This is a genomic window from Brevibacillus fortis (assembly GCF_046196545.1).
Lineage (GTDB): Bacteria > Bacillota > Bacilli > Brevibacillales > Brevibacillaceae > Brevibacillus > Brevibacillus fortis_A.
The window spans coordinates 4,074,378-4,097,794 of sequence record NZ_CP176370.1 but is presented as its reverse complement, the minus strand read 5'-3'; the positions used below and the strand labels follow the sequence as shown (position 1 = coordinate 4,097,794).

Here is a 23,417-nt window from a genome sequence, read left to right as displayed (position 1 = left end):
GGTGGTACCACGGGAGCTTTCTCTCGTCCCTTTTATGGGATGAGTGAAGGCTTTTATTTATTTAAGGAGTGAATCAGGCCATGGATTACAGCAAAACCTTAGCGCTACCAAAAACAGATTTCCCCATGCGCGGAAATTTGCCAAGTCGCGAGCCACAAATGCACGCGGCATGGGAAGAGCAAAATATTTATCAACAAGTGTTAGATCGTACAAAAGACCGCCCGTCTTTTGTCTTGCATGATGGCCCTCCGTATGCCAATGGAGACATCCATATCGGTCACGCACTGAACAAAATCCTCAAGGATTTCATCGTTCGCTACAAATCCATGGCAGGCTTTTATGCGCCGTACATCCCAGGCTGGGATACACATGGTTTGCCGATCGAGCAAGCGATTATCAATGCACAAGGGTTGGATCGTCGCAGCATCGAAGTGAACGATTTCCGCCAGCGCTGTGAAGACTATGCTTGGTCTTATATCGATAAGCAACGCGACCAATTCAAGCGTCTGGGCGTTCGCGGAGATTGGGAAAACCCTTATGTGACACTCTTGCCTGAGTATGAAGCCAACCAAATTCGCGTATTCGGCGAAATGGCGAAAAAGGGTTATATTTACAAAGGTCTGCGCTGCGTGTACTGGTCTCCGTCTTCTGAGACGGCACTTGCTGACGCAGAAATCGAATACAAGGACAAGCGCTCTCCTTCTATTTACGTCAGCTTCCAGGTAGCAGATGGAAAAGGCAAGCTGGACACAGAAACAGGCGTTGTTATCTGGACAACGACTCCGTGGACAATACCAGCAAACCTTGCAATCAGCCTGCACCCTGAACTCGAGTACAACGTAGTGAAGGCAGATGGCCGCAAATTCCTGGTAGCCAACGGTCTGATTGAAGCTGCGAGCAAAGAAATTGGCTGGGAAGGCGTAGAGATTCTTGCGACCTTTAAAGGTCAAGATCTGGAAGGCATAGAGACTCAGCATCCGTTTTACGATCGCAAGTCTCCACTCATCCTGGGTGAGCATGTAACCTTGGATGCAGGTACTGGTTGCGTTCATACTGCTCCAGGTCACGGGGAAGATGACTTTAACATTGGTCAAAAATACAATTTGGGTGTCCTCTGCCCAGTAGATCACGAAGGTAAAATGACCAATGAGGCACCAGGCTTTGAAGGTCTGTTCTACGAAGATGCCAACAAAGTGATTACGGAAAAGCTGAAAGAAAACGGAGCACTCTTGAAGCTCAATTTCTTCACACACTCCTACCCACATGACTGGCGTACGAAAAAACCGGTTATCTATCGAGCGACAGAGCAATGGTTCGCGTCTATCGACGGATTCCGTGAGCAAATGCTCGAAGCGATTAAAAATGTAAAATGGATTCCGCATTGGGGAGAAACGCGTCTGGCAAACATGATTGCGGATCGTGGCGACTGGTGCATTTCCCGTCAACGTGTATGGGGTGTACCGATTCCAATCTTCTATTGCAAATCGTGTAATGAACCGATCATTAACGACACGACGATCAACCATGTTGCTGATCTGTTCCGCAAAGAAGGATCGAAAGTATGGTTCTCTCGTGAAGCAAATGAGCTCGTTCCAGAAGGGCTTTCTTGCACGAAATGCGATTGCAAGGATTTCCGCAAAGAAACGGATATCATGGACGTTTGGTTCGACTCCGGTTCCAGCCACCAGGCTGTTTTGCGTGAAAGAGGCATTGCTTGGCCAGCTGACATGTATCTGGAAGGCTCTGACCAGTATCGTGGCTGGTTCAACTCTTCTCTCTCGACAGGTGTTGCCGTGTATGGCACAGCTCCTTACAAATCTGTCCTGAGCCACGGCTTTGCATTGGATGGAGAAGGACGCAAAATGTCCAAATCCCTCGGTAACGTCATCGTGCCTCAACAAGTTATTGACAAGATGGGCGCAGACATCTTGCGTCTGTGGGTAGCTTCTGTTGATTATCAGGCTGATGTGCGCATTTCCGATGCGATTCTGAACCAGATCGCTGAGGTGTACCGCAAAATCCGCAATACGTTCCGCTTCCTGTTGGGTAACCTGGATGGATTTAATCCAGCAACAGACCGCGTAGCGTACGAAGAGCTGGGTGAGCTGGACCGTTATGTTCTGGCGAAAGCGGCAAAAGTCGCTAAGCGTACACGCAAAGCGTACGATGAATATCAGTTCCATACCGTTTTCCATGCCGTTCACAACTTCTGCGTCATTGATTTGTCCGCGTTCTATCTGGATATTTGCAAGGATCGTCTGTATGTAGAAGCGCCAGATAGTTTGAAACGACGCGCTGCACAAACAGTGATGTACGATTGCTTGCTCAGTCTGGTGAAGCTGGTTGCTCCGCTGTTGCCGCATACATCCGATGAGGTGTGGGCGTTCATTCCAGGCGTGGAAGAGAAGAGCGTGCAGTTGACGGATATGCCAGAAGGTGACGAACAACATCTCAGCTTTGCAGCAGAAGCAGAGAGCAAATGGGATGCGTTCCTGGCGATCCGAGACGAGGTACTCAAAGCCATGGAAGAAGCGCGTCGCAACAAGGTGTTCGGTAACTCTGTTGACGCGAAGCTGGCTCTGTACCCACAAACGGAAGAAGTTGCGAAAACATTGGCAGCAATGGACGATCTGGCTGACCTGTTCATCGTGGCTCACGTGGATGTACACAGCGGATCTGCTCCGGCAGAAGCGGTACAACTCGAAGGAATTGCTGCTGTGGTCTCAGCCGCAGACGGTGGAAAATGCGAGCGTTGCCGCGTAGTAAAACCTGATGTTGGCACTCGCGAGTCGCACGCGTCACTCTGCGTACGTTGCGCAGATATCGTAGAACAACATTACGCACATGTAACAGAATAAAAATCGGTTGATCAACCTGTCATCCTATTGGGGATGGCAGGTTTTTTTCTGTGAAAAACGTCTAACCGTTTTGTTGGTCATATTTCCTACGGGACCAAGACATACTACCTGTTGAGGAAACCAAACAAAGGTGGTGTACAGCGTGGACCAAATGATGGTGGCCAGCTTCCGAGAAAAGCTGCTGGAACAGAAAAAGGAACTGGAAGACCGCGTACAGGACCATTATGGCATGAGAGAACCGATGACAACCTCTTTGCAGGAGTTTGCCATGTACGATAATCATCCGGCAGATATCGGCAGTGAGATGTTTGAGCGGGAAAAAGATTTGGCTCTAGACAGTCTCGATCGTGAGACTTTAAAAGAGATTGATCAGGCGCTTCTGCGTATGGAGGAAGGCACCTACGGCCTGTGTACGGTCTGTGGAGAGCAAATACCTGTGGAGAGACTAGAAGCACTGCCTCAGGCACAAACGTGCAAGGAGCACGCACCAGCACCGTTAGTCAATGAGTCACGTCCGATTGAAGAGGAGTTTTTGCAGCCACCATTCGGACGTACTTCTTTGGATGAAAAAGAAGGGCAGAATGGATTTGACGGTGAGGATGCTTGGCAAATTGTCGAGTCATGGGGGACATCCAGCACGCCTTTCTCGTACCAGGAACCCGACAAAACGGATTACGACGAAATGTATATCGAGAGCAATGAGCCGGATGGTTTTGTCGAAGCCGTAGAGGAGATCGGTTATACCGATATTGAGGGCTATCACGGACCGGACAGTGTGCATTTTATGAGAAGCGGGACGTATGAGGAGTACATGAGAAAAGGAGAAGGGAAAGGAAACTTCCTCTCCTATGATGATTACGAGGGAGAGCAAGCAGAACGAGAGGGTATGGATGATTACTCATGAGCCAGGTAGCGGTCGCAGACCTGCAAATTGAGCGCGTGGAAACGTATCCGCTACTTCATCGTCTATCGCAAGCTTACGGCGATGCGAATGGGTATAAGCGTTATCGAACCAGTTATCTCATTCGGATTATCACACGGGCTGGAATAGATGGCTGGGGAGAAATTATCGATTGGCTGCCGACGCTCCATAAGGGCTTTTGTGAGCGCATCATTCCGTACTTGCTAGGTAAGCAGGTCGATAACAGAGTAGCCATTGTCGATGTCCTAGGAAAGTGGCATCAGCGATCGGCTTCAGGTGTCAGTATGGCACTTACGGAAATTTTGGCGAAAGCAGCGGGGCTATCTGTATGTCAACTGTGGGGAGGCCAGATTCATTCTCGCATCCCGGTATATGCCTCCCTCCAATCTTATCGTGAAACAGAAGACTGGATGCAACAGTCATGGAAGCAAGTCAGCCAGCAAGTCGACGATGGCTTCAAGATGGTGAAAGTAAAGATTGGTGGGCGCTCTGTACAAGAGGATCAGACGCATATCGAAAAACTGATGAAATTGCTTCCTGAACAAGTTCAAGTAGCGGTAGATGCCAATCAGAGCTACGACTGTGCGACTGCAAGGAAGTGGGAAGGGCTTTTTTCCCGTTATGGCAATTGGCTTTGGCTGGAGGAGCCGATGCCCATGGATCGTACAAACGAGTATGTTAAGCTTCGTTCGTCATTATCCATCCCGCTTGCTGGCGGAGAAAACTTGATTCGTTGCGCACAGTTTTTGCCCTTGTATGAGGGGGGCGCTATCGATATTGCTCAGCCTGACCTGATGCATACGGGGGGCATTGACGATTATCGAACGCATCTACAAATGGCCCGTCAGTTTGGCTATCGCGTGTCTCCGCATTCCTTTGATGGCTCGCTGGCACGATTGTATACGTTATTTGCACAAGCTTGCTTGTTGGCATGGACCAAGATGGATAGCCATCCGATTGAGCCTGTCGAATGGGATGTCATGGAGAACCCGTTTACACAATTATTTCCGCTACGACCCATAAATGGCGAAGTGACGCTTCCAGCTGGCGCTGGAATTGGCATCGACCCTGATTGGGAGATTATTAACGCGTTGCGCTGGGACGGTAGCGCTTATGCGTAAGAGAAGGAGTTTCGTATGGCACAAAATGCGAAAAACCTGATTGGGCTTGTCGGGGTTCCATTAGTGATGGTGCTGGGTAACTCGATGCTGATCCCTGTACTGCCTACGATGAAAACAGAAATGAAGCTCACTGCCTTACAGACGAGCTTGTTGATCACCGCTTTTTCGATTGCAGCAGGTATTGTTATTCCTTTTGCCGGCTATTTGTCAGATCGATTTGGGAGGAAAATTGTCATTATCATCTCCCTTGCCTTGTACGGTCTGGGTGGTTTGGTCGCAGGACTTGCCGCGCTGTGGATAGATCAACCTTATATGGCCATCATGGGAGGGCGAGTCTTGCAGGGGATCGGGGCCGCCGGGACAGCCCCCATCGCGATGGCATTGGTAGGGGATCTGTTCGATGGCGCTTCGGAGAGTAGGGCATTGGGGTTGTTGGAGACATCAAACGGGATGGGAAAAGTATTAAGTCCGATTATTGGCTCCTTGCTTGCTCTCATCTCTTGGTACATGGTCTTTTTAGCTTTTCCGATTATTTGCGGAGTCGTCCTCCTGATGTTTTTATTTCTGACCAAGGAAAAGAAACAGGAGAAGAAGCCGCTTCCCGTCAAGCAGTACATGCATTCGATCTCGCAGGTGTTTAAGCAGCACGGAAAATGGCTTGTCCCCGCGTTTTTTATTGGGAGCATCTGCTTGTTCACGTTGTTTGGTGTACTGTTTTACCTGTCTGATTTATTGGAGGAAAAATACAAGATCGATGGTGTCATCAAAGGCTTCTTTTTGGCGATTCCCTTGCTCGTGATGAGTATAGCGGCATATGTGACAGGAATTATCATCAAAAAGAAGCTGAAGCTGATGCGTCTGTTTGTGATTATCGGCATGTTTTTGCTGGCTACGTCTTACATTCTGGCTAGCTTTGTCAAAGGGGCTTATGTTCTGATTGGTATTTTGGTCATCGGCAGCATGGGGACGGGGATGATTTTACCTTGCTTGAACTCCATGATCGTTGGGGCCGTACAAAAAACAGAGCGTGGCATGATTACCTCTTTGTATAGCGGAGTCCGTTTTATCGGTGTTGCGATCGGCCCACCTATTTTTACCTGGTTGCTTGGGATTTCTCGGACGGTTATGTTTATGTCAATCGCAGGTTTATCGCTCGTTTTCGCTGTAGTTGCGATCTTTTTCTTGAAGCCCAAGCAGGTCGAGCAGCAAGGACAAGGGGCAAAAGACAGCGAGACGCAAGCGTGGCGGCAAATATCAGAGGTAATGGGAATTGAACCAGAAACGGTACACGAAGTACAACGTGAGAGAGCCATCGAAAAGTATGGCTTTGATCCAAATGAGCTCGTCAAGCGTGTGTTGTCGGGAAAGAAGGAAAAGGAAAAACAATAAACAGGCTGTCTCTGTCGGTCATTCTCACCGAATACAATGTCGGAGAGCGACAGGGACGAGCCTGTTTATGATGGCTAGGACTCAGCGAAGGGATGACGTAAAGCTCGTTCGAGTGCGAGCGGATACACATCATCTTGCAGAATACGACTAAACTCCTGATTGCCTTTTACATCTCGCGGGATTTCCGAAAACACAATGGTGGCAAGCACGTCTGAGCCGCTTGGCTGGTTTGTATAATGCGCTACCTTTGCGATATAAATGTCTTTTCGCATCGAGTCGTCGATGGTGTACTGCCCGATGCGCTCAATCCCTTCCAGAATGGCGCCGGTTTCTTCATGGACTTCACGAACTGCTGCCGCCAGGCTGTTTTCACCCGGTTCAACTTTTCCCCCTGGTAGCTCCACACCACGTGTACGATGGCGAGTAAATAACAGCTTTCCTTGATAAAAAGCGAAGATCAGCACGTGACCTGCTTGGTGGATACGATACTCTTCGGGGGAAAAGGTTAGCTTGACAGGTAAGCCGAAATCGTCGTAAAAAGCGTACATGCAAAGCTCTCCTTCTACAGGCTCATTGATCTGTTGTTTTGAATTTGCAAGGAAATATGCTTGATCGCCTTCATCGCTTGACCAACTGCCAATGACAAACTCGCATAAGCGGCTCCGTTGCTCACGTCTCCAACTGCGTATATCCATGCAGAGTTGACTCGTTGATACGAATCCGTTTGCAAATAGTCATCGCCAAACGTGTCCAAGCCATCGAAACCAGCTGTGTTTCCATGAACACCAATTCGTGGCAGAATCCAATCGACTACGACCGTCTCTGGATTGCCTGCGCGTGTAGTAGTGAGTGTCAGAACCGTCCGTGCCTCTTCGTCCTGATAGTCACTTACTTGTGTTTCCCACAGGACTTGGATGTTGGGAAGGCCTGTGATTTTCTTTTGCCATTCGGGACGAGCACGCCACTCACTGCTCCGAACCAACAGATAAACTCGTCGGGCATGAAAGCTCAAATTTGCTGCACTCTCTAATGCACGATCTCCTCCGCCAATAACGGCGATATCTTGCCCGGCGATGGTGTGCGCTTGGGCAGTTGTAGAAAACCAAGGCGACAGGACGCTCGGACAATCAGCTAGGGCCGGTATTTCATTCCAGCCAACTCCTGTGGCGATGAGTAGATAGTCGACACGATAAACGGATTTCGAAGTAATTACCTGTTTCGTTTCCCGATCAATGGAAAGAATGGCTTCGTTCAATCGTATGTTTGGCTGCTGGATGAAAGGATGTGCGATCAGTACCTTTACAAGTGCAGCTCCCTGGTCATATACAAGGGGCGGAAAGTCGGTAATCTCGTTGTAAATGTGATGCAGTTGGCCGCCGAGTCTATCCGTTTTTTCGATAAGAAGACAAGAAAGACCTAATCGTTGGCACCATATTGCTGCGGACAACCCTGCGATGCCGCCACCTGCGATCAGCACCTGTATGTGTTCCACTCTCAAGTCCCTCCGATTCCCTTATTCATCTATCCGATTTTCCTCAGTTTTAGACTACCTGTTTCGATTCGCAAGTGCAAGAACTCTCAGGGAAAACCGATCGAGTTGAATCGGCAAGATTCTACATTTTGACGGAAGATTGTGGTAAAATGGGGCAAGGTTTTCCAGAATATATTGAAAAATGAAAAGCCCAAAGCACTATGGACCCCGTGATTTTAAAAAGGAGTGAACCGAACGTGCAAGTCAAGAATGACAAGCCTCAAGCTCCTGCAAAACCGCCGCGCAAAAGGATCAAGCGTGGCCAGCGAAGCAAGCGGATGTATCTGCTCTTGGCTGGTTGCTTATTCCTCTGTTTGTTGGCTGTAGGAGCAGGCTATGCCCTCAACCAGTTAAACAAGACACTGGACATTGTAACGGAAGACCCTTACAAGCTACCGGATCAACCTGTTGTAGAAAAGCCGTATGAGCAAAAAAAATCAATTGCCTTTGTCATCGTCGGGGTGGATACGCGCAAAAACATCGGCATGTTAAACACGGATGTCCTCGTCGTCGCGGTCGCCAATCCGGTTACGCAAAAGCTGAGCATGGTATCGTTGCCCCGTGATACCCGCGTTCAAATCCCAGGATATCCAGGTTATCACAAAGTTAATGAAGTATTTGCATTAGGGGAAAATATCAGGAAAGATGCAGAAATCAAAAGAAAGCCTGTTACCGAAAATGGCATGACGATGCTTAAAAAAACATTGAATCACATGCTGGGGATCACTGTCGAGCATTACGTGCAGCTTGACTTTGAGGGCTTCACAGCGGTCATAGATAAGCTTGGCGGCATTACGGTTGACGTCGATCGCGATCTCGTATATGAATTGCCGAAGCAAGGTGTATACCGCAATTTGAAAAAAGGAAAGCAAGTATTGAACGGAGAGCAGGCACTTGGCTTCGTTCGCCATCGCATCGATAGACGTGGAGACGCTTACAACTCGAGCGACTTCGATCGCAATCGCAGACAGCAGCAGGTAATCCGAGCTGTGGCAGAAAAGAGCATGTCTCTGGATGGGATATCGAGTTTGACAGCCGTACTGGATACCGTTGGTCAACATATCAAAACCGATCTCTCACCAAACCAAATAAAAGGATTGGCCCTCGATTTTGCCAGCTTTTCGTCAAGCAACATGGTTACTTTGGATAATGGAGCGATCTGGAGCTCTCCTTATTCTTTATGGCCGAGAGAGAACATGCAAGCTGTTCGAACTGCCCTGCAAACAGAAGTGGGAGTAGCTGGACCTGGCGAACAGCTCAGTGATGCAGCTGTAGCGGAAGTTGCAAAGGTCGAAATGAAAGCAGAGAAGAGAACACCAGCTCCGAAGCCTAAGTCTGCAACAGGTACAAAAGAACAGCCAAAAACACAAAAACCAGCTACACCACCAGCAAATCCGGCTCCAGAACCAACACAGGAGCCTGGAACATCGCCGACTGTACCAGATGGAAATGGCGGCGAACCCAATCCTGAGCCGACGGATAGTAATATGCCACCACCAGATATTTTGGCCCCGCCTGCACCGGCGACAGATAGTGCTGACATCGGGCAAACCGGATGATCTTGAGTACACCCCCCCAGGCAAAAGCACATATTCTATCGTACAAAGACAGTCTTGCCTTTGCCGGGAAGGGAGTGAGGAAGTTATGAAAAACCTGCAAGAGACCATGAAACAGTTGCAAAAAGCATCCGAAAGTTTGTCCAAGCTCGGCTTTGACCCAGATCATCCGTGGAAAGCATTGAGCCAGATGGGACAGGTGCTGGATACGAATTTTTGGGAGAATATCTCGACGCTCAATAAGCAAACAGCACAAAAGACGGCCGCCGCCGCCGCGCCAAATGTACCACCCGTGAAAAAGGGGAAAAAAAAGACGAAGGAAAAATCGATGCGTTTCGGGCAGGTAGACGATTCGCATTTTTCCCCAGCCTCGGATATCTTCCAGTCAGAGCAAATGGTCATTGTTTCCTGTGAACTCCCGGGCTTCGATCGCGATAGTCTGGAGATCACCCTCTCCGACCAACGGTGGTTGGAGGTCAAGGGGATCATCAAGGAAAGTGATCACCAGGGGTTTCGTACACAAGGGGAAAGAAGCTACGGCCCCTTTTATCGTAAGCTGGCTCTTCCGGTTTCCGTCAGTTCAAAAGGAATGAAGGCCCAGTATCAAGACGGTTTGTTAGAAATCTATTTGATGCGTGGTAGGTCTGCGAACGAACGAAAAACAACTTTTAAGGCGAGCTTGTAAAAGCAAGTGGTAGTGGAAAAGCAAAAAAGAACCTGGATGTTTCTACCAGGTTCTTTTTTATTGCACATAAACAGACGCGATGATATAATCAGATCACGACTGTTTTATATTGTATGGTCATAGTTAATGCATCTTACACTTTAATCGTACCATGCTGTTGAACTCTTGTCAAATGTTTTTTCTCAATTTAATGGTTAGGAGAGATATTGAATGAGTTCTTTGGTTCTCAGTTTTCAGGAGATGGAAAAAACGCAGCTTTTGCTCGTTGGCGGAAAAGGGTTACATTTAGGGGAATTGTCAAAAATTCAAGGAATACAAGTACCAGAAGGATTTTGTGTGACAACAGTGGGATATCAAAAGGCCATCGATCAAAACGAAACGTATCATGCTTTGTTGGATCGACTAGCCATGCTAAATGTACAAGACAGAGAACAAATCGGAGAAATCAGCAGGAAGATTCGACAAATCATTATGGAAGCAGAAATTCCTTCCGATGTTGTGAACGCCGTTACTCACTATCTCTCCCAATTTGGAGAGGAGCATGCTTATGCAGTGCGTTCTAGTGCGACTGCTGAAGATTTACCACATGCCTCTTTTGCAGGTCAACAAGATACCTATTTAAATATCATCGGCAAAGAAGCAATCTTCCAGCATATCAGCAAATGCTGGGCTTCCCTCTTTACGGATCGTGCGGTAATCTACCGCATGCAAAATGGATTTGACCACAGTCACGTTTATTTATCGGTTATCGTTCAAAAAATGGTTTTCCCACAGGCTTCCGGAATTTTATTTACCGCTGATCCCATTACATCCACCCGGAAGTTGCTATCCATCGATGCCAGTTATGGACTTGGAGAGGCACTGGTCTCTGGTCTGGTGTCTGCTGATTGTTATAAAGTGCAGGAAGGGGAAATCGTCGATAAGAGGATAGCAACCAAAAATTTGGCTATCTATGGACGAAAAGAAGGCGGAACAGAGACAAAGCAGATCGATCCTGATCAGCAAAAGACCCAAACACTTACTGAACAACAAATTTTACGACTGGCACACATTGGAAGGCAGATTGAAGCCTATTTTGGTTGCCCACAAGATATCGAATGGTGCTTGGTTAATGATACTTTTTCTATTGTCCAGAGTCGTCCAATCACGACTTTATATCCCATTCCTGAAGCGAATGATCAAGAAAATCATGTCTATGTATCTGTTGGTCATCAACAAATGATGACTGACCCCATGAAACCATTGGGACTGTCTTTTTTTCTGTTAACGACTCCTGCACCTATGCGCAAAGCGGGTGGAAGGTTGTTTGTTGATGTTACAAATATGCTAGCTTCACCTGACAGCAGACAAATCATATTAGATACCCTGGGACAATCCGATCCGCTTATAAAAGACGCGCTTATGACCGTCATAGAGCGAGGAGATTTTATACAATCGTTACCAATAGATAAAAACGAGCAGAGTCCCGGTAAGAGCAATAAAGGTATATCGTCTTTGGGTTTTCAAGAACAATTCGAAAACGATCCGACAATTGTTTCTGATTTGATTAAGCGTAGTCAAACATCGATCGAAGAGCTAAAGCATCACATCCAAACAAAATCAGGACCGGATTTATTTGATTTTATTCGAGAAGACATCCAGCAATTAAAGAAGATTTTATTTGATCCACAAAACATAGGCGTGATTACGGCTGCTATGAATGCTTCAAAATGGATCAATGAAAAAATGAACGTGTGGTTGGGGGAAAAAAACGTAGCAGACACGCTTTCTCAGTCTGTGCCAAACAATATTACTTCGGAAATGGGACTGGCGCTAATGGATGTTGCAGATGTGGCTCGTCCTTATCCAGAAGTAATTGATTTTTTACAGCATGCAAAAGAAGATAACTTTTTGGATGAGCTGGTTCAGTTTGAAGGTGGACAGGAGACGCAAGACGCAATCTATGCTTATCTCACGAAATACGGAATGCGATGTGCCGGAGAAATCGATATAACGAAAACTCGTTGGAGTGAAAAACCAATGACACTTGTTTCAACGATTCTAGGTAACATCAAAAACTTTGAGCCGAATGCTGGCAATCGGAAATTCGAACAAGGGCGACAGGAAGCGTTGGAAAAAGAGCAAGAGTTATTAGAGCGATTGAAGCAATTACCGGATGGTGAACAAAAAGCCAAAGAAACAAAACAAATGATCGACCTAATCCGGAATTTCAGCGGCTATCGGGAATATCCAAAATACGGCATGATTAATCGCTACTTCGTTTATAAGCAGGCTTTACTGAAAGAAGCCGAACAACTCGTACTAGCTCGCGTTATTCATGAAAAAGAAGATATATACTATCTCACTTTTGAAGATCTTCATGAGGTCGTACGCACAAACAAAGTGGATTATGAGATCATCAGCAAACGAAAAGACGATTACAAGTTTTTTGAAAAACTGACTCCCCCACGTGTAATCACGTCTGATGGTGAAATCATTGCAGGTGAGTACAAACGAGAAAATCTGCCAGCCAATGCGATTGTAGGTCTTCCTGTTTCTTCCGGGATTATAGAGGGGCGAGCACGAGTCATCTTAAACATGGAAGATGCTGATCTAGAAGATGGAGATATATTAGTCACCTCCTTTACTGACCCTGGCTGGACACCGTTGTTTGTATCCATAAAGGGGCTTGTCACCGAAGTTGGTGGACTGATGACCCATGGGGCAGTTATCGCGCGTGAATATGGTTTGCCAGCAGTTGTCGGCGTGGAAAATGCTACCAGTCTGATAAAAGACGGACAACGAATTCGCGTGCATGGAACAGAAGGGTATATTGAAATATTGTAGTAAGGGGGCTCGTGCCTCCTTTTTTGTGTCCTTTTTTCAGCCAAAATAAAAACAGTGTCAATGAAAAGACATTAACACTGCAGGGATTAGATGTTCCCAAACATCGGTTGATCGACGACATTGGGGTCCAGTGTATTCGTTGCGTTGACACCATTGAGCGTGTTGACGACGTTACCAGTGTTGCCGCCTCCTGAACCGGAGAATGTCTTGGCGGCTGTTTTGGGTGATATGTTGAGCGTATCTCCGAAGTTAACGGTACCCGAATTACTATTGATATTGACAGCTCCAATGACAGAAGGCACAGCCTACCCCCTCCCTCTGGTTTTTGGCTCGTCTTGGAAAATGTGACGAATATTTACGACTCGCGTTTCGAGTGTAATGGATTCATTAGAACCAACATGGACGACGGACGCTCCTGCTACGAAAGGGACTTCCACTTTTCGAATGAAAATGTACGGACAGTCGTGGAACGTATCAATGCAAATCGGATCTGAGAGACTAGGGGGAGTTAAAGGAACGGAAAAGGCCGAGAAATCCTCGAACATAAATTCATTTTCATAGAATATGGCCTGTTCGCGTTGGACGGCTAAAATGTTCGAGACAGCATCAATCTGCCGGGAATCACCTATTTGCAGAACAGATGAGGTATCGACCGAGATAACATCCAGCTTACGGACATGACTGGTTCTTCGGTACATGGAGACAACCTCCTTATGAAGCAGGCAGAGCAGTATCAATCGGGATCGAGGCCCCGACAATCATTTTTTCGGGTGGGGTTTCATAAATCGCTCTGAGGTCTACAGTCTGTGTGTCTCCAATAAACAAGGAAGCGGCAGAAGAAAGCGCACTGACGGAGACCTTCTTTACACAAATGGCTTCGTTTATCACTTGATACCTCATCATGGTTCGTTCACCTCACGAGGCAAATTTTTCACGAATGTTTCGCAGGTCTTGTCGATATCTCGTTTAACCTTTTGGACTGTATTTTGCATGAAAATATCGAGTTGCTCTGGTTCTAGTTCATCGGCAGGAAGCTCGCTCAGGTAATACTTAATCCGCTGATCGATCTGCTTTTTAATGTCATCCAAGATAAAGGCTCGATAATTGTTATCCAGTGGATAGTTGCATTCTGTTTCGATTCTTTCAAGAACGAGGTAGGCATCTGTCTCCAAGTATTGATAAATTTCTTTCTGGACACGGTCAAAAAGCGGGGCATTGCTTTGGTGCGGATTAGGGACATCCATCGATTGATTGATGGAAAAATCACCGATTCCAGCATCATTTCCTTTTGGGTTTAAGCCGATATTGAGAGTCCCTTCCAGTCGCTCAACCTTTAGCAGATCGAATTTGTACTCGTTCTTGATGACGGAAGGAATCTGTTTTTCCTTGAGATCATTTACATCTTGCTGCAGCTGTTCAAGCATTTGCTTCATCTTTTCGATCTTGTTGTTTTGCAATTGTATATAGTCATGTAACTGTTGAAAATACTGCATCATTTCGGGATCCATGTACATGACGACCATCCTTCTTCATCTAGCATAAAGCGGGTTAGCGAATCCGCGAGGGCGAGGGCGAAACCAACGGAATGAGCGGCACGAATTCTTCCGAACCGGTTGTGGGCAGAGGCCCCACTGGTGGAGCTGGCTCTGTGTATCCGCCAGTATTGTACAGCTTGGAAACGGGCTTAATAATCCCGGCACTTCCTATTTGGCACACCGAAGAGTTGCTTATGCCTTCGATCTTAAGCGAATTGATTACGATATGTTGCGTAACAAAAAAATTCATGCGAAATCTCGTCCCTTTGCCCTGAAATCGTTCGTTTCTTCTACAAAAAGCGGGATATCATTATCGGATTGTTCATTGACGTAGACGACGCTACGTGGAATTTTGAAGGACAGATTGGTACCAGAATTGAATGATCCTCCACCCGCGAAGGTTTTGGCATAGCTGGTAGGAGCGATTTTACGGACGTCTCCGACATTGAAAACGCCGCCCACGTTGTTTACATTGATGACTCCAACGAATGCTGGCATGTTCGGCACATCCTTTTGGGAGAGATCCTCTCTGTATTGTATGTCGTAGGCCAGTGGGTGTTCATACCTGTTTTTGCGACCGAACCAGTGTGAGCAGCATACGATGTATGGATAGGCGCGAGTTTTAGGAAAAGGAGAAAAAGTTCCATGAATATGAAGGTGACGAATAAAAAAATAGACGTCGGTGATTTCAGCTTTGGGGGAGTGTCTCGGTCGTCGATTGTGCTGATTGGGGACACCGATGTCCTGTCCTGCTACTCTATTTTTGATACGCCGCCACACGCCGTGATTTATTCACCCCAGGTTCCTCTCCAGCCGTTAAACCTTGGTTTGCGAAGAGGGTAGCGGTGGTTATTATGTGTTCGCATATTTGGTCTGATAGTGGCTGAGAGCCAACAATGGCCAAATCCAACGATAGCTGTGATAAGCAAAGTAAGTGCCGCCAGGACGTCCCCCGCCAGTCGGGTAGCGAGTCGTCCAGTCATTTGCTTGATTATGAGTGAGCAAATAGTGAATCCCTCGTTGAAGCTCTGCTGTCGGCTTTGTTGACACAGCTATCAGTGCATCGGTTGCCCATGCCGTTTGCGAAGGAGTACTTGCTCCGAGGGGGACGTACGTTTTTTTCTGGTCGCTTTGACAAGATTCTCCCCAGCCGCCGTCGGGATTTTGGTTGGCAACCAGCCACGCAACTGCTTTTTGGATGGCGGGATCAGTAGGGGAAAAGCCAACCGCCATCAGCCCGGTAATTGCAGCCCATGTACCGTATAGGTAAGCAATTCCCCAACGTCCATACCAGGAGCCGTCTGACTCTTGATGTTTGAGAAGCCAGCGGACTCCTTTTTCTACATGGGGGTCAGTCAATGTTCGTCCGGCATAGTTTCCGAGGAACTCTAAGGTCCTCCCTGTCAAATCGGCAGAGGAGGGATCTGTACTGACGGTATCTGCTCCTTCGATCGGCAGGTGACGAATGAAATCAGCATCGGTGTTTCGTTCAAAAGCAGGCCAGCCCCCATCGTCGTTTTGCATGGATAATAGCCATTCGAGACCGCGTTTCCAAGCGGCTGCTGCTGTTATATCCGTACGGGCAAGCAGGCGCAGAGAGCGCAGAGCAGCCGTCGTATCATCAATATCCGGGTTCATGGTGTTGTAGTCAGAAAAGCCCCAACCGCCAGGCTTTCCTTTTGGATTGCGGATTTTCCAGTCACCGTATGTATGCTGCTGCTTTTGGAGAAGGTAACGATTTGCTTTTTGAATCGCGGGATGTGTGGTAGAAAGTCCGCTTTTTTGCAGAGAAGAAGCCAAGAGCGCCGTGTCCCATACAGCTGAGGTAGCTAGCTGCAAGTGTGCGCCGTTTTCATAATCGTAGACACTATTCGTAAGCCCCTGCATCGCTTTTTGGATGAGTGGGTCTTTCGGAGAATAACCGCGAGCGAGCAGCGCAAAGATCATGAAAAAGGTAGAGGTCGAATAATTGTATAGAGTACCGTCCGGCTCGATTCGCGCGAGGATGTATTGTTCCAAACGCCGTAGGGCGAGCTTGTGCAGTTGTCCGGGTAAAAAGGGGAGACGCTGCAAGGAATCATGGATAGTAGCGAGGAACGATTGCCCTTCTTTGAGGAAATTCTCTAGGAATCGATGCGGATATAGCCCGCGAGAGATAGGTGTATCTGCGTATAAATCGGACAAGTCTGGCGCATCGTCAGGCTTTTTTACATATTTGCGATCAGCCACAATCATCATGGGGGCAAGATGGACACGTGCGTACCCGACAAAATCGTAAAAGCTGACAGGGAAACTCGGATGCAAGAGAGCAATCTCGACGGGAACGAGAAAATGCGAGGGCCACTGGTATTGTCCTGTCAAGGCTGTAGAGAATTTGGTCAGCATGTTCGCTTGTGTCAGCCCACCCTTTTCCAAAATAAACGAGCGAGCCAGTGCCATTCTCGGTTCGTCCTTCGTGTATTTGCCTGATAGCAGAAGGGCGTAATACGAGTCAATCGTCGTAGACAGATGGCCTTCATGCTCGTCAGGGTACAGCTTCCATGCCCCATTATCGTGTTGGAGAGATGTGATGTGAGCAGTGAGCTTCTCCATCAAACGCTCATCATGAATACCCAGCGTGCGCAATAGGATGATCATGTGAGAATCTGTCATCGGTGAGCTTTCCAGACAAAAGCGCCAAGTGCCATCCTCTTGTTGGCGCTGTAACAAAAAGGCTTGAATGCGGCTAATTTCTTGCTGGACTTCACGCAACTCATTCACCTCCCGATAAAATACGTTGCCTAAGGAAGAGAGGGGGAAGAGCATCGATGGGTTTGTCGTGGTACCAATACGCATCTCGCTTGCCGCTTGCCAGGAATCTGGGGAGAGTCCGTACGGCGACAGCACCATTGCCAATGCAAGAGCAAAAGACTGCAGAGCGGATTAGACAGGAGACGCTCGCCCACAACCGTGACAACATAGACAGAACGCGCGCCTATTTGTCGTTTTATCAAAAGCATCCACAAATTCATTGGGCGCTATTGGCTCATCTCGTATCGCGCAATGCGGGATGGAGTATGACCGATTTACGGGGAGAATTATTGCCTCGCTTGCTTCGAACAAAAGAGCAGCAGGATTATTTTTCGTTTTTGGAGCGGGGAAACTGGCTGATTTTTCACGATGCGTACCCTCAATTGTTACTGTATGAAGAGAGTGTCAGGCGACAGACCAACCTTTTTTACTTACTGCCTCATCTGGGCGTCTCTACTTTCATGCAGGCGATCTGGAATCATTTCTGGAAGACAACTGACAAAGAACTGCTCACCATTGGCTTGATTATCAATGAACAAAACTACTTGGAAGAACAGGTCATGAAAGACCCGGGTTATCAAAATTCAGTTGTCCGCACATTCCCGTTTGCCCTGCAGGAGCTTTTGCAATTGAATATGATCTTGTTTCCTCATCGGAAAGTGGCTAACGAGCAGGGAAGCTCCTTGCAGCTCGCGGGTGAGCGAGTGTTTCATTTTGCCTCCTTACCAGAGAGAATCAGCTTGGGAAAAAGGCTGTACAATCTGCTGTTCGGAGATACGAACAGGCAGGAGGCAGCGTACGCTTGGGCATTGGAACAGCCACACACAGGTTCGCGAAAAGATTATTGGCCCCATCTTTTTCACGATGTGAATGATATAGCTCCTGGCAAGCCTTATCAGGTAAAACTAATGAACTGTCAGCTGAGATCAGGGGCAAAGCGACTATTTTCCCCAGCGCTGCGTCAAGTTTGGAGACCTATCCATCATGAGCCGCCAAAAGAGTTAGATTGGTACAAAAACAAGAGCGATGTATGGCGTGTGCTGACTCGAACGGAGGAGACAGCAAATGCAGCGGAGTTGCGTGAGGCGTATTGCCAGGCGTTGGCGAAAATCGAGTGGGCTGTCGCAGCCAGAACGAGAATACTTGGCTAACTTGTAGTAAAATAGAGAGGAATCCAGAACGTTAGACCGATCCTCGACAGGTTGGCGGTCTTTAGGTACATTTGCAGAGAGTTTTTAGAAGGAGCGATTATCATTTGAAGATATTAATTATTGCGGAGAAACCTGACATGGGACGAAATATTGCCGCCGCAATAGATCCTAAAGCGAAAAATCACCGCACCTACTTAGAAGGTGAAAAATACATCATTACGTGGGCAATCGGGCACTTAATTGGACTAGCGGAACCGGAGGCGTACGACCAAAAATATAAAAAGTGGAACATAAATGATCTTCCTATCATTCCAGAAACATTTAAGCTAGTGCCCAATCGGAAAACAATCGATCAGCTAAAAATGATCGGGCAGTTGGCCAAACGAAGCAATCAGCTGATTAATGCATGCGATGCCGGGCGGGAAGGTCAACATATATTTTCACTCATTCAGCGACATCTAAAATTGAGTCACCCCGTTAAAAGACTGTGGATATCGGACTTGACCCCTGAAACGATCAGGAAAGGATTTGCGGAGATGAAAGATGCCGCAGCCTATGAAAACTTAACGAGGGCAGCAAAAGCTCGTAGTGAAGCAGATTGGCTAATCGGGATGAATGGCTCACGTGCATTTACGACCAAACATAATGCGCTCCTTTCTGTCGGACGAGTACAGACACCTGTCCTTGCTCTCATTTATGATCGACAGAAACAGATTGAGGCTTTTTCATCGGTTACGTTTTTTCAAGTGGAAGGGCATTTTTCGCAGGGTGAAAGGACGTACAAGGGTATTTGGCAAGGTGATCGCTTAACTGATCCATCCAAAGCAGAAATGCTGGCTCGTAAAGTGAAAGGAAAACAAGGGCGGATCGCATCCTACGAAGTAAAGGATACCAAGGAGTATCCATTCAAGTTGTATGACCTGACATTGCTACAACGTGAGGCCAATGGCAAGTACGGTTTTTCCGCCAAGAAAACCTTGGATTTAGCACAGGCACTCTATGAAAAACACAAGGTGATTTCTTATCCGCGGACGAATTCCAACTATGTGACAGAGCAAAATATTCCCGAAATGCACAACACCTTGTCGTCCTTGCAAGGCACTGGATATGACAATCTGGTAAAGGGTGCAAACCGTAGTTTGGTTCATAAAGGCAACAAATTTATATGTAATCCAGCAAAGGTAGACGACCACCATGCGATCCTGCCGACAAATCGCAAGGCTTCAGGGCTTACGCCAGATGAGCAAAAGTTATACGATTTGATCGTGCGCCGCTTTCTGTCACAGTTCTATCCACCAGCTGAATATAAGATGCATACGGTCATAACCGATGTGGAAAATGAATTGTTCAAAACGTCGGTGAAAGAACGGAAAAGTCTAGGTTGGAAGATTATTTATGCCGATCAGCAGAAGGAAAAGCCCAAGAATGTGAAAGGTTCGGCCAAAGAAGAAGAGGATAAAGAAGAGATTGAAGTGAACGAGCCTTTTATCATTCAACCTGATGCCAGCGTTGTATGCTCGGATGCCATGGTAAAGGAGAAAGAAACACAGCCGCCCAAGCATTATACGGAAGGAACGCTTCTAAAGGCCATGGAAAGCGCAGGCAAGCAAATCGAGGACGAGGAACTGCGTGATGCGATGAAAGAATCTGGTCTGGGAACCCCGGCAACTCGTGCCGCTACCATCGAACGACTGAAAAAAGTCGGATACGTTGAGATGCAGGGGAAAAAGGTTCAACTTACGCTAAAAGGCCGTACCGTTATCGAATTGATTAGGGGAGCAGGGATCGAACTATTAACCTCTCCTGAAATGACAGGGCATTGGGAGCGCCGCTTGAATGAGATCTCCCGAGGGACCGCCTCCGAAAGGCAGTTCATGGAGAATGTGAAGAAATTCGCTACAATGATCGTAGAAAAGGTTCGCGTACAATCTCGTGCTGAGAAGACCTTGTTTGAGAGTGAGAGTACCACGCAGAAAGGATCTTCGAAAACAAGAGGACGAGCTGGTGGGCGAACTACAGGCAGATCAAGTGGCAGGAATGCCACATCAAAGACTTCAACTCGAACGGTCGCAAAGGCCACTAGTACCACTTCGAGTATTATCACCAAATGTCCACGACCGGGTTGCGGGGGCTCTATATTCATGGGACGCAAAGGTTACGGTTGTTCAAATTACAACGTAGGCTGTAAATTCGTCATATGGAAAGAGAATTACGGGCGTATGCTGACGGATACACAGATTAAAGCACTCATTGAAAAAGGCAAAACAGGTAAAATGAAGCTTGAACGTCAGGATGGGACACAATTTCAAGCAAAACTTATTTTGAAAAGTGTAGAATCGGGCGAGCTTACTTTCGAGTAACGACGAAACGTAGGTTTAGACTATGCTTGAGCCAATAAAAAAATAAATTGTTGAAACTTACTTGCGTAACCTTCGTAAATACAGGTATAACGGGGACGGCAAATTTAGGCCGAACTACCTAGCACGTACTTAAGGAGGAATAAATCCATGTCCATTTTTAAAAGACTGCGTGATTTGACCATGTCCAATTTGTACGCTTTGATTGAGAAAGCAGAAGATCCAATCAAAATGACAGACCAATATTTGCGTGATATGCAAGAAGACTTGAACGAAGCAGAGAAAGCGGTTGCCGCCCAAATTGCTTTGGAAAAGAAATTCAAGGTGCTGTATGAAGAACAGGAAGCCTTGGTGAAAAAGCGTGAAGAGCAAGCTCACATCGCAGCACAAGCGCAGAACATTGATCTGGCTCGACGAGCTCTGGAAGAAAAGAAAGCCGCCGAGCAAAAAATGAACGAATACAAGGACAGCTACGAGAAAAACAAGCTGGCAGCCGACGGATTGCGCGAGAAGCTGGCTGAAATGAAAAAACAGATTACCGAGCTGAAAAACAAGCGCGAAACATTAGTTGCCCGCGTCAATGCAGCCAAAGCACAAAAGACGATCAACCAGGCGATGGGTGGCTTCGACTCGAACTCGGCTATGGCTGGATTGAAACGCATGGAAGAAAAAGCACTGCAAATGGAAGCAGAAGCAGAAGCCAGCGGCGAAATTTACAAAAAACAGAGCTCTTTAGATGATGAAATTGCGAAGCTGAATAAGGATCAAGCCGTTGAGGACGAACTGGCTGCTCTGATGAAAAAATATGAGGGGTAAACCGCTTCAGGCGGTTTCCCTTTTTTTCAGACCTTAAACACCTTGACGAAAGTGGAGTGATTCGCTTTGACGTGGAACGAAATACTAGGGATGCTGGTTTGGACAGGAGCTGGCGGCATTTTACTTTTTGTTTTAATGTGGATCGATTCGTTGTTTACGAAATACAAGGACATCACGGAAATCAAAAATGGAAACATCGCGGTTACGACGCGTTTTGTCATGAAGTTGTTTGCGCAAGGATATATCTTATCGCAATCCATTATTACTTCCAACTTATTGTGGACAGCACTGCTCGTTTCTGTGGTCTCCTTTATTATTTTATTCCTTTTGGAGAGAATCGTGGAATGGCTGTTAAAGCAAGTAGCCGGACTGGACTTGGAAAAAGGGACACAGGAAGGAAAAGTGGCACATGCCATGATGGCTGGTTCATTCCATCTCGTGGGTGCCTTGGTTTTGGCTGCATGTCTGTAAGACTTGAAAGGGAAGGGAGTACAGCATGAGTTTGATGAAGCGAATCCAAAATATTTTTGCCAAACATGAGCCTCCTGCACCGGAGAAGAGCATCCTGACGGTGGGACCGGGTGATGTGGTCGATGTATCGCTCGTTACCTATCAAGTAATCGGGAAGGCGAGCAATGCGAGTCGCAAAGCCACGATGCTTACGTTACAGGATGGAACGACCATTCGCTACCTGTATATCGAGGAACGGGAGAAGATTGTCTATCAACTGTATAGCGTGATTGATGGACGACTGGATTCAATAGACGAAGTACCGACCACAATCGAGATGGACGATGTCACCTACCATTTGGAGGAGCAATATAATGGCTCCGTTCAGGTTGTGGGGAAAGCGCCGTTTCACACATCAGGGGAGCAGTACATCTGGCAATTTCAATCGGATCAACGACAGTTGTTGCGAATCGAGTGGCAGGATGGCCGTTTCATGCTCTATGAGGGAGAAAGTGTTCTGCCAGCGGACGTGCAGGTACTGCGCGGCGCATAGAGAGGAGGGACAAGTACATGCCAAATCCATGGATGAAATCAATCAAGCTCCTGCTGATTCCGGCCTTGTTCCTCCTTACGCTAGCGGGTTGTGGCAGTCCTGCGGTGGGCGAGACATATCCGCTTGAATCTGTCTCTACCAAAGAAAATGGACAGTCGTCACGCATCTATCGTGCGGAAGACAAGACTGTACCGGAAGTAGCCTTGGAGCTGGCGGAGCAGAATACGCCAGATGAAATATCCAAAGAAGATCCGCAGCATATGTTCCTCATTTATCCGGACGAGGTATACCATTTGCAGCAAGACGCTGCTAAGCCGACGGATACGTTGATCGAGGTCGACAGCAAAGAGTACGTCCGGCAAAACTACGATTCTTCGTTTTTGCAAGGATACATTGTAGCCAGCGTACTGGATGATTTGTTCGACGGGCTGAAGAAAAATACTAAGGGCAGCTATCGTGGCTACTCTAGCAAGGACATATACAAGCCTTCCGGAACGTATCGCGTGCCTACAACCGAGGACAAAAAAGTAGCGCCGCCGATTACCAAAGAGGGTACCGGAAGTATTTTCAAACGGAGTAATGCGAAGAACGCGGATGGTACGGTAGGTTCTGACGGCAGCCTTTTCAAGAAGCAGGGGGAGTCGTCGTCTAGCGGCAGTTCAGGTAAAATTATTCGTTCTTCCAGCAGTCAATCGTCGAAGTCGAGTGGTTCTGTCTCATCCAAACGCTCGAGCTTTTCTCCACCGAAAAGTAAATCGCCCCCACGAACGAAGGTAGGGGGCTCTGGGCGAATTACAAAGCGCCGATAACCGTAAAAAATAGGACAGAAACGAACACCCCCAAACGATTTTTTGTATCTCGTTTGGGGGTGTTTTTG

Annotated in this window: 23 protein-coding genes and 1 other annotated feature (1 of these 24 only partly in view); of the genes, 14 read left to right on the top strand and 9 right to left on the bottom strand. The window is 47.2% G+C overall.

Features of this window, described 5'->3' with window-relative positions:
* Positions 1-34, top strand: a binding site (T-box leader); it begins 234 nt to the left of the window's first position.
* A 46-nt stretch (positions 35-80) separates the two neighbouring features.
* From ileS to ACKKE8_RS20350, 4 genes are all read left to right on the top strand, one after another.
* Complete coding sequence (gene ileS / locus ACKKE8_RS20365) at positions 81-2,858, top strand: isoleucine--tRNA ligase (protein WP_409174644.1); 2,778 nt, start codon at positions 81-83, stop codon at positions 2,856-2,858.
* Positions 2,859-3,009: 151 nt separating this feature from the next.
* Positions 3,010-3,762, top strand: a complete 753-nt coding sequence (locus ACKKE8_RS20360; protein ID WP_409179173.1) for a TraR/DksA C4-type zinc finger protein — start codon at positions 3,010-3,012, stop codon at positions 3,760-3,762.
* A 20-nt stretch (positions 3,763-3,782) separates the two neighbouring features.
* The gene (locus tag ACKKE8_RS20355; protein WP_409179172.1) at positions 3,783-4,901 is read left to right on the top strand and encodes a mandelate racemase/muconate lactonizing enzyme family protein; all 1,119 of its coding nucleotides are present in this window, start codon (positions 3,783-3,785) and stop codon (positions 4,899-4,901) included.
* 15 nt (positions 4,902-4,916) lie between these two features.
* The gene (locus ACKKE8_RS20350) at positions 4,917-6,290 is read left to right on the top strand and encodes an MFS transporter (protein WP_409174643.1); all 1,374 of its coding nucleotides are present in this window, start codon (positions 4,917-4,919) and stop codon (positions 6,288-6,290) included.
* Positions 6,291-6,364: 74 nt separating this feature from the next.
* Here the strand turns inward: ACKKE8_RS20350 and ACKKE8_RS20345 are convergent, their stop codons facing one another.
* On the bottom strand, positions 6,365-6,838 hold the full coding sequence (locus ACKKE8_RS20345; protein WP_409174642.1) for an NUDIX domain-containing protein: 474 nt from the start codon (positions 6,836-6,838) through the stop codon (positions 6,365-6,367).
* A 14-nt stretch (positions 6,839-6,852) separates the two neighbouring features.
* On the bottom strand, positions 6,853-7,782 hold the full coding sequence (locus tag ACKKE8_RS20340) for an NAD(P)/FAD-dependent oxidoreductase (protein ID WP_409174641.1): 930 nt from the start codon (positions 7,780-7,782) through the stop codon (positions 6,853-6,855).
* 236 nt (positions 7,783-8,018) lie between these two features.
* On the opposite strand from ACKKE8_RS20340, the gene ACKKE8_RS20335 reads away from it, so the two are divergent.
* From ACKKE8_RS20335 to ppsA, 3 genes are all read left to right on the top strand, one after another.
* Positions 8,019-9,380, top strand: coding sequence for an LCP family protein (locus tag ACKKE8_RS20335; RefSeq protein ID WP_409174640.1), 1,362 nt, complete (start codon positions 8,019-8,021; stop codon positions 9,378-9,380).
* 85 nt (positions 9,381-9,465) lie between these two features.
* Positions 9,466-10,062, top strand: coding sequence for an Hsp20/alpha crystallin family protein (locus ACKKE8_RS20330; protein ID WP_409174639.1), 597 nt, complete (start codon positions 9,466-9,468; stop codon positions 10,060-10,062).
* A gap of 210 nt (positions 10,063-10,272) precedes the next feature.
* Positions 10,273-12,888, top strand: a complete 2,616-nt coding sequence (ppsA, locus tag ACKKE8_RS20325) for a phosphoenolpyruvate synthase (RefSeq protein ID WP_409174638.1) — start codon at positions 10,273-10,275, stop codon at positions 12,886-12,888.
* An 86-nt stretch (positions 12,889-12,974) separates the two neighbouring features.
* On the opposite strand, the gene ACKKE8_RS20320 is transcribed toward ppsA, so the two are convergent.
* From ACKKE8_RS20320 to ACKKE8_RS20295, 6 genes are read right to left on the bottom strand one after another with little or no spacing between them, the layout of a single operon-like run.
* Complete coding sequence (locus ACKKE8_RS20320; RefSeq protein ID WP_017249535.1) at positions 12,975-13,190, bottom strand: spore germination protein; 216 nt, start codon at positions 13,188-13,190, stop codon at positions 12,975-12,977.
* Between the two features lie 3 nt (positions 13,191-13,193).
* Positions 13,194-13,586 (bottom strand): spore germination protein GerPE, encoded by a 393-nt coding sequence (locus ACKKE8_RS20315; RefSeq protein ID WP_409174637.1) that lies wholly within the window; start codon positions 13,584-13,586, stop codon positions 13,194-13,196.
* A 13-nt stretch (positions 13,587-13,599) separates the two neighbouring features.
* Positions 13,600-13,791 (bottom strand): spore gernimation protein, encoded by a 192-nt coding sequence (locus ACKKE8_RS20310; RefSeq protein WP_409174636.1) that lies wholly within the window; start codon positions 13,789-13,791, stop codon positions 13,600-13,602.
* The gene (locus ACKKE8_RS20305; RefSeq protein ID WP_409174635.1) at positions 13,788-14,402 is read right to left on the bottom strand and encodes a spore germination protein GerPC; all 615 of its coding nucleotides are present in this window, start codon (positions 14,400-14,402) and stop codon (positions 13,788-13,790) included. Before ACKKE8_RS20305 ends, ACKKE8_RS20310 begins: the two co-directional genes overlap by 4 nt.
* Positions 14,403-14,436: 34 nt before the next feature.
* Entirely contained in the window at positions 14,437-14,673 is a 237-nt protein-coding gene (locus ACKKE8_RS20300; RefSeq protein WP_409174634.1) for a spore germination protein GerPB, read from the bottom strand.
* On the bottom strand, positions 14,670-14,921 hold the full coding sequence (locus ACKKE8_RS20295; RefSeq protein ID WP_409174633.1) for a spore germination protein: 252 nt from the start codon (positions 14,919-14,921) through the stop codon (positions 14,670-14,672). The genes ACKKE8_RS20300 and ACKKE8_RS20295 overlap by 4 nt, the downstream gene beginning before the upstream one ends.
* A gap of 147 nt (positions 14,922-15,068) precedes the next feature.
* Between ACKKE8_RS20295 and ACKKE8_RS20290 the strand changes: the two genes are divergently transcribed.
* A complete protein-coding gene (locus tag ACKKE8_RS20290; RefSeq protein ID WP_409174632.1) occupies positions 15,069-15,266 on the top strand; it encodes a hypothetical protein in 198 nt (65 codons plus the stop codon).
* A 9-nt stretch (positions 15,267-15,275) separates the two neighbouring features.
* Here the strand turns inward: ACKKE8_RS20290 and shc are convergent, their stop codons facing one another.
* On the bottom strand, positions 15,276-17,258 hold the full coding sequence (gene shc, locus ACKKE8_RS20285) for a squalene--hopene cyclase (RefSeq protein ID WP_409174631.1): 1,983 nt from the start codon (positions 17,256-17,258) through the stop codon (positions 15,276-15,278).
* Here shc and ACKKE8_RS20280 point away from each other — a divergent pair.
* The 6 genes from ACKKE8_RS20280 (at position 17,231) to ACKKE8_RS20255 (ending at position 23,349) form a co-directional block, all read left to right on the top strand.
* Positions 17,231-18,364: a DUF2515 domain-containing protein gene (locus ACKKE8_RS20280; RefSeq protein WP_409174630.1), complete on the top strand. Its 1,134-nt coding sequence runs from the start codon at positions 17,231-17,233 to the stop codon at positions 18,362-18,364. The genes shc and ACKKE8_RS20280 overlap by 28 nt on opposite strands.
* 104 nt (positions 18,365-18,468) lie before the next feature.
* A complete protein-coding gene (locus tag ACKKE8_RS20275; RefSeq protein ID WP_409174629.1) occupies positions 18,469-20,724 on the top strand; it encodes a DNA topoisomerase 3 in 2,256 nt (751 codons plus the stop codon).
* A gap of 147 nt (positions 20,725-20,871) precedes the next feature.
* Complete coding sequence (locus tag ACKKE8_RS20270) at positions 20,872-21,537, top strand: PspA/IM30 family protein (RefSeq protein WP_409174628.1); 666 nt, start codon at positions 20,872-20,874, stop codon at positions 21,535-21,537.
* A 66-nt stretch (positions 21,538-21,603) separates the two neighbouring features.
* Complete coding sequence (locus tag ACKKE8_RS20265; protein ID WP_409174627.1) at positions 21,604-22,008, top strand: DUF350 domain-containing protein; 405 nt, start codon at positions 21,604-21,606, stop codon at positions 22,006-22,008.
* A gap of 25 nt (positions 22,009-22,033) precedes the next feature.
* A complete protein-coding gene (locus ACKKE8_RS20260) occupies positions 22,034-22,540 on the top strand; it encodes a DUF4178 domain-containing protein (RefSeq protein ID WP_409174626.1) in 507 nt (168 codons plus the stop codon).
* A gap of 17 nt (positions 22,541-22,557) precedes the next feature.
* Complete coding sequence (locus ACKKE8_RS20255; RefSeq protein ID WP_409174625.1) at positions 22,558-23,349, top strand: DUF4247 domain-containing protein; 792 nt, start codon at positions 22,558-22,560, stop codon at positions 23,347-23,349.
* The last annotated feature ends 68 nt before the right edge of the window (positions 23,350-23,417 follow it).